The sequence below is a fragment of the Streptomyces sp. NPDC054841 genome (genome assembly GCF_053611045.1).
Map to the genome: position 1 here is coordinate 1 of NZ_JBSGZO010000333.1, position 9,560 is coordinate 9,560.

Sequence of the window (9,560 nt, forward strand, 5' to 3'; positions counted from 1 at the left end):
GCGTGACACGGAGTCCTCCGGCACGTCCGACGACGTCAGCGTCGTCCCGTCGCCCCGCGCCGTGATCTCCCGCCAGCCGGCCCGGTCACCGCCGCCGGCCCCGAAGCCGACGCGCACCGTCTCGCTTTGCAGCGGAGCCTTCAGCGCGCACTCCACCCGCAGGGTGGGCAGCCCCGCCTGGCCCGGGCGGATCTCGGCCCGGGCGGCACCGACCGCGAGGGCGACCGGCCGCCCGTCCACACTCAGCCGCGCCTCGCCTGCGGCCGAGGAGCAGCGCTCCTTCGCCCACGCCGAGAGGCCACCGGCCGGAAACCGCTCCGGCCGGATCCGGGCCGTCGGGATCTCCGCCAGGTCCTCGACATGGTCGACCTTCAACTCGTGCTCGCCGACGACGAGTCCGTCGTACCGGTTGACCGTGAAGTTCCCCAGAGGGTGCGCCGCGGCGGGCGCCGCGCCCGCGGCCAGCAGTGCGACGACCGCGACCCCGACCGCCGCGCCGGCGGCCAGGGCGCGCCGCCCCGGGCCGCGCGGCGACGCGCCGGGGCCGGCGGATCCCACCGGACTCGCGTGCCCTGGCACCGAACCTCGCCGCGTTGTCGTCAGTCGCCATCGCTCCGCCATGACTCTCGCCCTGCCTTCGGCGGGGGGACACCCGTCCTCCGAGGAGTCCTCCGCCTTGCGGTGCGTCCCCTCGCCCCCTGCGGGCCTGGGGAGACCCCGTGCACCGGACACCACTCGCCGGTCCGGACCGATCCGCACGACACCCCCTGGCGGCCGTATGCGCGCCAGGCAGCCCCGCACCCCGGCCGCCATCGCCGCAGCGGCGATCAGCACCACGGCGACCGTGCTCCCGATGTCGTTCCTCATGACGCCTCCAGACTGTCCAGCGCGCGCCGTGCCTCGCGGGAACCGACAGGGGAGAACGCGGGGTTGAGCGCCAGCGCGCGGGACAGGGAGGCCCGTGCGCCGGCCTTGTCACCCGTGGCCCGCTCGATCATGCCGCGGTGATACAGGAACACGGCGTTCTGGTAGCCGGTCCCGGTGGCCCGGCGGGCGTGGGGGAGCGCGTCCTGGGAACGGCCCGCTCGGTGCAGGGCCCAGGCGAGTGCGTCCTCGGTGTGCACGGTGCGGCGGCGCTGCCATTCGGCGCGGGCCGCGCGCAGGGCCTCGGCGCGATCGCCGTGATCCGCTGCGGCGAGCGCCGTGTCCAGATCGGGATTCACGCCGCCCGCGCGGGCGAGACCCGTCCACGTGCTGACAACCGCGTACTGCTGCTGGGCGAGTTCACGCTTCCCGCTCGCCTCGTACAACTCACCGAGCGCCACGAGACGCCCCGGCAACGGCGATTGATCGACGATCTCCTCGAACTCCTTGATGGCTGCAGAGAGATCACCCTTCGCGGCCGTCGCCCGCGCCCGGCAGTCACGCGCCTCCAGATTCCCCGGCTCGGCCTTCAAGGCCTGGCCGCAGTGGAGCAGCGCCTCGTCGTACGCGCCCTGCGACCAGGCGAGTTGGCCGAGCGCGGTCGCCGTGTAGGCGATGTCGGCAGGCGCGCTCGCCGACCCCCTGGCGAGATCCAGCACCCGCCGCGCCTCCGACGTGTCTCCGCGCAGCTCGTGGACGTACGCGAAGCGCGTGAAGACGGGAATGCCGGGACGCCGCGCATCCGCCAGTTTCGCCGCCTTCAGCGCCTCGTCGTAGCGGCCGAGTTCGACGAGCGCGTCGATCCGTACCGCGAGCCCGCGCTCGCTGTACGGATTGACCGAGAGCGCCCGGTCCGCGTCCCGCAGCGCCACCGTGAAGTCGTGCCGCGCTGCGGCCAGGGCGGCCCGGCCGGCGAGCGCCTCGGCGTTGTCGTCCGGCCGTAGCCGCAGTGAGCGGCCGAAGGCCTGCTCGGCCTGGGGATAGCGCGAGGGGTCGCCGTCGGCCCTGGCCTCCTCGACGTACGCGGCGCCGAGCGCCGCCCAGGCGCCCGCATCCTTCGGCTGCGCCTTCAGATGCGCCTGCAGGGGCCGCACACCCTGACCGACAGCGGCTCCGGCGGCCGCCGGAGCGGTGGGGACGGGCATCTCGCTCGCGCCCCCCACCACCGCTCCCACGGCTGTCAGCACGAACGCCAGCCCCACGACCCCGGCTCCGAGCCGCCACGCCGCACTCGTGCCTGGCTTCATGACCACCTGCCGCGCCGCCGCATCCGCCACCACGCGAGGCCCAGAGCCACGAGCACGATGCCGGCGCCCGCCGCCGCCACCGAAGCGGTCAGAACCGTACGGTTGCCCGAGGCGTCGCCCGCCGTCAGCGCGGAGCCTCCGTTGAGCTGGCTGCGATTGCCTGCGCCCTTGGCCAGAGGCCCGTCCGAGCCCGACGTCGGCAGCGCCACGTACGGGAAGGCCGAGCCGAACGCCTGGTCGTTCGCGTCCACCGCGTCGCCCAAGTCGTTCTTCTTGCCGAGCAGTTCACCCTCGACGACCTGGAGCGAGATGTCCACGACGTCGTCGGTCAGCCGCCGCCCGTTCGGGTAGCCGGCGTTGTCGCCGTCCAGTACGCCCAGCCGCTTCGGCGCGGACGTGGGCGGGACCGCCGTGTTCAGGCGCAGCGCCTCGGCCGGCCGTACGTTCGGCGGCTGGTTCAGGTCCTTGACCCCGGTGAGGAACACGGACACGAGGTCGTCGCGTGGCTCGTCCGGAGCTTCGATCTTGTAGATGCCCTCGATGAGCTTCGGCAGCTCGGGGTTGGTGACGGACTTCAGGAAGTCGCCGTCGTTCCACGGCGCGGACGCGTTGAACTTGTCCTTGTCCTTGAGCGGAAGGACGACCTCGTTGACCAGTGGCATGCCGAGCCGTGAGACCTGGGTCCAGTCGCCGCTCGCGTTCTTGCGGTGGGTGGTGGACCAGATGCCGACCACGGGCTGTCCGACCGACTGCCGGATGTGGTCCGACGGCACCTGCAGCGCGATGGTGTTGACGTTGTAGCCCTTCAGCGTGTCCCGGCCGACCTCGGACAGGTCGCCTCCGTACAGCAGGTCGAAGACGCGCAGGTCGAGGAAGAACGGATCGTCGGCCTGCCCCGCGAACGCCGTGCTGCCGTCCTGCAGTTTGCGCACCGCCTGGTGCCGCAGGTGCGCATAGTCCGGCATGGACGCTTTGCCCACGTTCGAGGGGGCGACCGGCACATCGTCGGCGATCTTGGTGGTGGAGATCACATGCTGGTTCCGCAGTCGCAGCAGTTCGATGTCATAGCTCTGCGTGATGTTGAGGTCCGGGTCGTCCAGGCTGGTCACGGGACCCGTGTTGAACAGGAACGTGTTGCCGTTCTTGACCTGGTCGTGGAACGTCCAGCGGTAGAGCAGGTCGCCCTGGGCGTCCCCGTCCGAATCGATGTGGATGTCGTAGCGGGCGTCGTTCGCGAACCGGTAGAAGTTCGGGCCGCCGGCGGGCTCCTCGAACGGCAGCCAGTTGGCGACGATCGTCGTCGTGTCGGGCCGGTCGGGGCTGACGAACGCGTAGACGTCCGTGTTGTCGTACTGGGGCTGACCGGAGATCAGCGGGGCCTCACGGTGGCTCGATGCGTTCGCCGACCCCGGTGCGAGGGTGGTGCTCACGCCGGCGGCCGCGAGCCCCCCGGCTGCCAGCGCACCACAGATGAGCGCGGCAAGACTCCTGCGCCCCCGTGTGCTCCTGTTGAGAGAGATCATGTCCGTCCCGTCCTGTACGAGGAGTTGAGCACTGCCTGGTGACAGGTGTTCGGGACTGATGGGCAGGTGGATTGGCCGACTTCGAAAACTGTCCAACTCGCCCTGGAATCAGATGGATTCGGGGTGTAGTCGTCAACCACCGTACGAGTGTGCTGAATCCCGCGCCCGGGATACACGAGTGTCACTGCGGGGCGATAGGGTTAACCTGCCCGGGCCGGGTGCCCTCGTACGGGTGGGGAGTGACATGGAACAGATAACGGTGCGCAGCAGGCCGCGAGTGCCTGCGATCACATGTGGGAGCAGCGCGACCAGCTCGCGTCTCGACCGCCATCTCGCGGTGCTCGGCGGACCTGCCGTGCCGCAGCGCGAGGCGGCCGAGGCGACATCGCTGATGCTTGAGCTGACGACGCGTGATGTCGCGCACACCCGCGGCAGCAAGAGCGCGCGCGTCTCGCTCTTCGCGCCGCTGCGCAGGCTTCGGCGCTCGCTCTTCGGCAGCCGCGGCCAGTAGGCCGGCGGGGTGGCCGGACGGCGGCGCCGGGCACGCGTGACCGTTCACGCGCACCCGTCCCCTTCTCACCGGTCCGGTTCCGAGGTCCGACCACCCCTGCCCCACCCGGTTCTTGAGTCCCTGAACCTGAAGTACGGGACTCAAGACTCCGTAGACTCCGTACGCCCAGGGCTCCCCACCCGGGTCAGCGGCGTTGCTGAGGCAGGGCCGGAAGCTTCGTCTCGTACAGCCACATCGTGAACAGCTTGTCCAGCGGCCGCGCGGAGTGCTGCCGGGCGAGCGCGATGAACTCCTCCGTCGTCACCACACCGTGCCGGTGGGTCGCGGTCCACTCCCGCAGCAGCCCCACGAAGGCCGCGTGCCCGATCTCCGTGCGCAGCGCGTGCAGGGTGAGCGCGCCACGCTCGTAGACCCGGTCGTCGAACAGGCGCCGCAACCCGGGGTCGGCGATCCGGACATCCTGCCGCATCAGCGCGAGCCGGGCCCGGGACCTGGCCGCGATGGCCGTCGCCGACGGGCCGCCGGACATCTCGGACCACAGCCACTCGGCGTACTTCGCGAAGCCCTCGTTGAGCCAGATGTGCCGCCAGTCGGCGACGGTCAGGCTGTTGCCGAACCACTGGTGCGCCAGCTCGTGCGCGACGAGCCGCTCGCTGCCGCGCCGGCCGTCGACATGGTTGGCACCGAAGATCGAAAGGCCCTGCGCCTCGACGGGCACATCCAGCTCCTCGTCGACGACCACGACCGCGTAGTCGTCGAAGGGGTAGGGCCCGAAGAGGTCCTGGAAGACCGTCATCATCTGGGGCTGACGTGCGAAGTCGTGCTCGAAGCGGCCCAGCAGTTCGCGCGGCACGGCGGCCGGCTGCGGCACCGCCCCCGCGTGCGGCACGTCGACCAGCTCGTACGGACCGATCTGGACGGTCGCCAGATAGGTCGCCATCGGCGCGGGCTGCTCGTACACCCAGGTCGTCGTGGAGGCGCTGATCGTACGAGAGGTGAGGGTGCCGTTGGCGATCACGGTGTACGGCGTGGGCGCGGTCACCGCGATCCGGTAGGCGGCCTTGTCGTCGGGCCGGTCGTTGCACGGGAACCAGGACCTGGAACCGTGCGGCTGCGAGGCCACCAGAGCGCCCTCGTGCAGCTGCTCCCAGCCGATGTCGCCCCACTCCCGGGTGCGAACGGCATGCGGGATGCCGGTGTACCGCACCTCGACGGTGAAGGTGGCGCCGGCGCGCAGCGGTCGTGCCGGCCGTATCCGCAGCTTGTCCCCGCGGTGCGTGTAGCGGGCCGGGCGGCCGCCGTCCACCAGCACCTTGCCCAGGCGGAACTGCCCGAGGTCGAGGACGACCTCGGGCAGCGCACGCTCGGCGACGGCGGTGATCCTGGCCCGCCCGGAGAGCCGGCCGGTGTGCGGCAGGTAGTCCAGTTCCAGGTCGTACTCCGTCGTCCGATAGCCGCTGTCACCGTGCTGCGGCAGGTAGGAATCCGTCACCCTCGTGCGTCCTCCGGTCTTGCCCTGTGCTGTGCTGTGCCCGTGCTGCTGTGCGGTTGCGGCTGCGCTCACTTCTTCCATGCCGCGATGGGGTTGCCCAGCCACCGGGTGTCCGCGGGCACGCTCTCCCCGCGCATCACCAGCGACGCCGGCCCGACCGCGGCCCGGTCCCCGAGCACCGCGCCGGGCAGCACGATGCCGTGTGGACCGAGTGTCGCACCCGCTCCGAGGACGACATTGTCCATGCGCATGATCCGGTCGTGGAAGAGGTGGGTCTGCACCACGCAGCCACGATTGACGCTGACACCGCGGCCGATGGTGACGAGGTCGGCCTCCGGGAGCCAGTACGTCTCGCACCAGGCGCCGCGGCCGATGCGGGCACCGAGACCGCGCAGCCACAGGCTCATCAGCGGCGTACCGGCGGTCGCGCCGACCAGCCACGGCACGGCGAGCACCTCCACGAAGGTGTCGGCGAGCTCGTTGCGCCATACGAAGGACGACCACAGGGGGTGCTCGACCGCCTTGAACCGGCCGACCAGCAGCCACTTCATCGCGATGGCGACCAGGCATGCCACCAGGCCCGCGGCCGCCAGCAGCACGCCGCCGCTCAGCACCGCGACCGCGTAACCGAAGCGGCCGGCCAGCAGACCGAAGGCCGCGAGCGCGAGCACGGCGAGCGCCACCGCACACATGACCGGCACGATCCGGCACAGCTCGACGCACGCACGCGCCCACTTCAGCCGCTGCGGCGGGGCGAAGGTGCGGCTCTGGTCGCTCTCCTCCGCCGCCCGGGGCAGCTTCATCGGCGGCATGCCGAGATACGAGGAGCCCGCCTTCGCCCGCTTCGGGGCGGCCGACAGCACACCGACGAGGCCGCGCTTGGGTACGCGGCGGCCCGCGGCCGTCATCCCGGAGTTGCCGAGGAAGGCACGCTTGCCGACACGTGCCTCGGCGATGTGGAGCCAGCCGCCGCCCAGCTCGTACGAGGCCACCATCGTGTCGTCGGCGAGGAACGCCCCGTCGCCGACCGTGGTCATGGCGGGCAGCGCGAGCACGGTCGACGCCTCGACCCCGCGCCCGATCTTCATGCCGAGGGCCCTCAGCCACACCGGCGTGAAGAGGCTCGCGTAGAGCGGGAAGAGGTGCACGCGTGCCATGTCCATCAGCCGCTCGGTCGCCCACGCCTGCCAGGCGACCCGGCCGTGGACCGGGTGGTAGCCCTCGCGCAGCCCGATGGAGAGCGCGCGCACCCCGACGAGGATCAGCAGCGCGTACGTGATCATGGCGGCGGCCGTCGCGAACGGTATGGCGGTCAGTGCCGCCGCCACGGCCTCGCCGAAGCCGGTACGGCCACCCACGAAGGAGCCGATCACCAGCAGACCCGGCAGCGCCGCGAGTGCGGGCAGCAGTCCGAGGACCAGCGAGGTCACCGTGTACATCACGGTCCAGCGGCGCCGGCGCACGGGGCGGCCCTCAGGGAGGCGGCGATTCGCCTTGCCCTTGCGCGAGGCAGGGACGCCCGACCAGCGCTCGCCGGACGGGACCGTGCCCGTCACACCCGAGCCGGGGGCGATCTCGGCCCGCTTGCCGACCCGCGCGCCGGGGAAGAGGGTGCTGCGGGCGCCGACCGTGGCGCCGGCCCCGATCCGTACGGTGCCGATGTGCAGCCGGTCGCCGTCCAGCCAGTGACCGGACAGATCCACCTCGGGCTCGACGGCGGCACCCTTGCCGAGCCGCAGCATGCCGGTCACCGGCGGCAGGGCGTGCAGATCGACGTCCTCGCCGATCTGCACGCCGAGCGCCCGGGCGTAGTACGTGAGCCAGGAGCCGGCGAGGCCGGTCGCGCCGCTCAGCTCGGCGAGCCGCTCGGCGGTCCACAGCCGCAGATGGGTGCGTCCGCCGCGGGGGTAGGTGCCGGGGCGCACCCCACGCAGCAGCAGCCGTGCCCCGCCCGCCGCGATCACGATCCGCCCGGGCGGGCTGACGACGAGCAGCCAGCCGAGCGCGACCCACCACCACGAGACGGCGGGTGCCCAGGGCAGCCCGACGACGTTGTTGACGGCGGCGGCCACGACGCTCCACCGCAGTCCGGCGACGGTGAGCAGCGGCAGCATGAGCAGCATCTGCGTGACCCCGGTGCGCAGGGGCACCGGCCGCACCGTGCGGACCTTCGCGCCGCCCGTGGAGGCGGCCTCCAGCGTCCGCGCGAGCGCGCCGAGCGTCGGGTTCTGGTAGATGTCGCCGACGGACCCGGTGCCGAACCGCTCCCGGATCCGCGACACCAGCTGCGCCGCGGCGAGGCTGCCGCCGCCCATGGCGAAGAAGTCCGCCTCCGGTCCGGTGACGGGCGTCCCGAGGAGTTCGGCCCACTGCTCGGCGAGCCATGCCTCGGTCCCGCTGAAGCCGGCATCGCCGCCGGAGGTCTCCGGTCCGCTGCCCGGCAGCGGCCAGGGCAGCGCATCGCGGTCCACCTTGCCGGACGTCCGGGTCGGCAGATCGTCCACGACGGCGATGACGGGCACGAGCGCGGCGGGCAGCTCCTTGCGTAGCCGGGCCATGGCATCGGCCACGTCGAACTCGATGCCGGACTCCGCGCCTGACGCGATGTCGGACTCCGTGCCCGGCCCGATGCCGGCGATGTCGGACTCCGTGCTCGGCCCGATGCCGGCGATGTCGGTCTCCGCGCTCGACTCCGTGCTCGGCCCGATGTCGGACTTCGCGCTCGGCTCCGTGCTCGGCCCGATGTCGGACTTCGCGCTCGGCTCCGTGCTCGGCCCGATGTCGGACTTCGCGCTCGGCTCCGTGCTCGGCCCGATGTCGGTCTTCGCGCTCGGCTCCGTGCTCGGCCCGATGTCGGACTTCGCGCTCGGCTCCGTGCCCGGCCCGATGTCGGTCTCCGCGCCCGACTCCGTGCCCGACTCCGCGCCGGCCCGCGGGCCGGCGGTCGCGTCCTCGACGGCTTCGGCGTCGGACGACTCCTCGGCGCCGCGGCTCGGCACCACGTAGCCCACCAGCAGCTGGTGCCCCGCGCCCGTCGTGCGGACCGCCGCCGCCGCGCCCGCGACGCCCGGCAGGGCCTGGAGCGCCGCGTCGATCTCGCCCAGCTCGATACGGCGGCCGCCGAGCTTGATCTGTTCGTCCGCGCGGCCGACGAAGAGCAGGCCCTCCGCCTCCGCGCGGACCAGGTCGCCGCTGCGGTAGGCGCGGTCCCAGCCCAGTGCGGGCAGCGGTGCGTACTTCTCGGCGTCCTTGGCCGCGTCCAGGTACCTCGCGAGTCCGACGCCTCCGATCACGAGCTCACCGGTCTCGCCCAGCGCCACGATCTCGCCCCGGGCGTCCACGACCGCGAGCTCCCAGCCGTCCAGCGGCAGCCCGATCCGTACCGGCCCTTCGCCGGTCAGCGGGGCGGCGCAGGCGACGACGGTCGCTTCGGTGGGGCCGTAGGTGTTCCAGACCTCACGCCCGGGGACGGCCATGCGCTCGGCCAGCTCGGGCGGGCAGGCCTCGCCCCCGAAGATCAGCAGCCGTACGTCGTCGAGTGCCTCGGCGGGCCAGAGCGCGGCAAGTGTGGGGACCGTCGAGACGACGGTGATGCGCTGCTCGACGAGCCAGGGGCCGAGGTCGAGGCCGGTGCGTACGAGGGAGCGGGGCGCGGGCACCAGGCAGGCGCCGTGCCGCCAGGCCAGCCACATCTCCTCGCAGGAGGCGTCGAAGGCGACGGAGAGCCCCGCGAGCACCCGGTCGCCCGGGCCGAGCGGTGCGCCCGTCAGGAAGAGCCGCGCCTCGGCGTCGACGAAGGCGGCGGCGCTGCGGTGGCTGACGGCGACACCCTTGGGCTTCCCGGTGGAGCCGGAGGTGAAGAT

5 protein-coding genes and 1 pseudogene are annotated in these 9,560 nt (G+C 72.5%); 1 reads left to right on the forward strand and 5 read right to left on the reverse strand.

What is annotated here, in order from left to right; all coding sequences use genetic code 11:
• From ACWGI8_RS31875 to ACWGI8_RS31885, 3 genes and pseudogenes are all read right to left on the reverse strand, one after another.
• A pseudogene (locus ACWGI8_RS31875) lies at window positions 1–867 on the reverse strand (hypothetical protein); the annotation flags it as partial.
• Window positions 864–2,171: a tetratricopeptide repeat protein gene (locus ACWGI8_RS31880; RefSeq protein WP_453666216.1), complete on the reverse strand. Its 1,308-nt coding sequence runs from the start codon at window positions 2,169–2,171 to the stop codon at window positions 864–866. The pseudogene ACWGI8_RS31875 and the gene ACWGI8_RS31880, both read right to left, overlap by 4 nt.
• Window positions 2,168–3,694 carry a DUF4331 domain-containing protein gene (locus tag ACWGI8_RS31885; RefSeq protein WP_453666217.1) on the reverse strand — a complete coding sequence of 509 codons (1,527 nt, stop codon included), beginning with the start codon at window positions 3,692–3,694 and terminating at the stop codon, window positions 2,168–2,170. The genes ACWGI8_RS31880 and ACWGI8_RS31885 overlap by 4 nt, the downstream gene beginning before the upstream one ends.
• 244 nt (window positions 3,695–3,938) lie before the next feature.
• On the opposite strand from ACWGI8_RS31885, the gene ACWGI8_RS31890 reads away from it, so the two are divergent.
• On the forward strand, window positions 3,939–4,205 hold the full coding sequence (locus ACWGI8_RS31890) for a hypothetical protein (RefSeq protein WP_453666219.1): 267 nt from the start codon (window positions 3,939–3,941) through the stop codon (window positions 4,203–4,205).
• A gap of 184 nt (window positions 4,206–4,389) precedes the next feature.
• On the opposite strand, the gene ACWGI8_RS31895 is transcribed toward ACWGI8_RS31890, so the two are convergent.
• Both ACWGI8_RS31895 and ACWGI8_RS31900 read right to left on the reverse strand, forming a co-directional pair.
• Window positions 4,390–5,697, reverse strand: a complete 1,308-nt coding sequence (locus ACWGI8_RS31895) for a M1 family metallopeptidase (protein WP_453666221.1) — start codon at window positions 5,695–5,697, stop codon at window positions 4,390–4,392.
• A gap of 68 nt (window positions 5,698–5,765) precedes the next feature.
• Window positions 5,766–9,560: Pls/PosA family non-ribosomal peptide synthetase (locus ACWGI8_RS31900; protein WP_453666223.1), on the reverse strand; the 3,795-nt coding region annotated here is incomplete at its 5' end.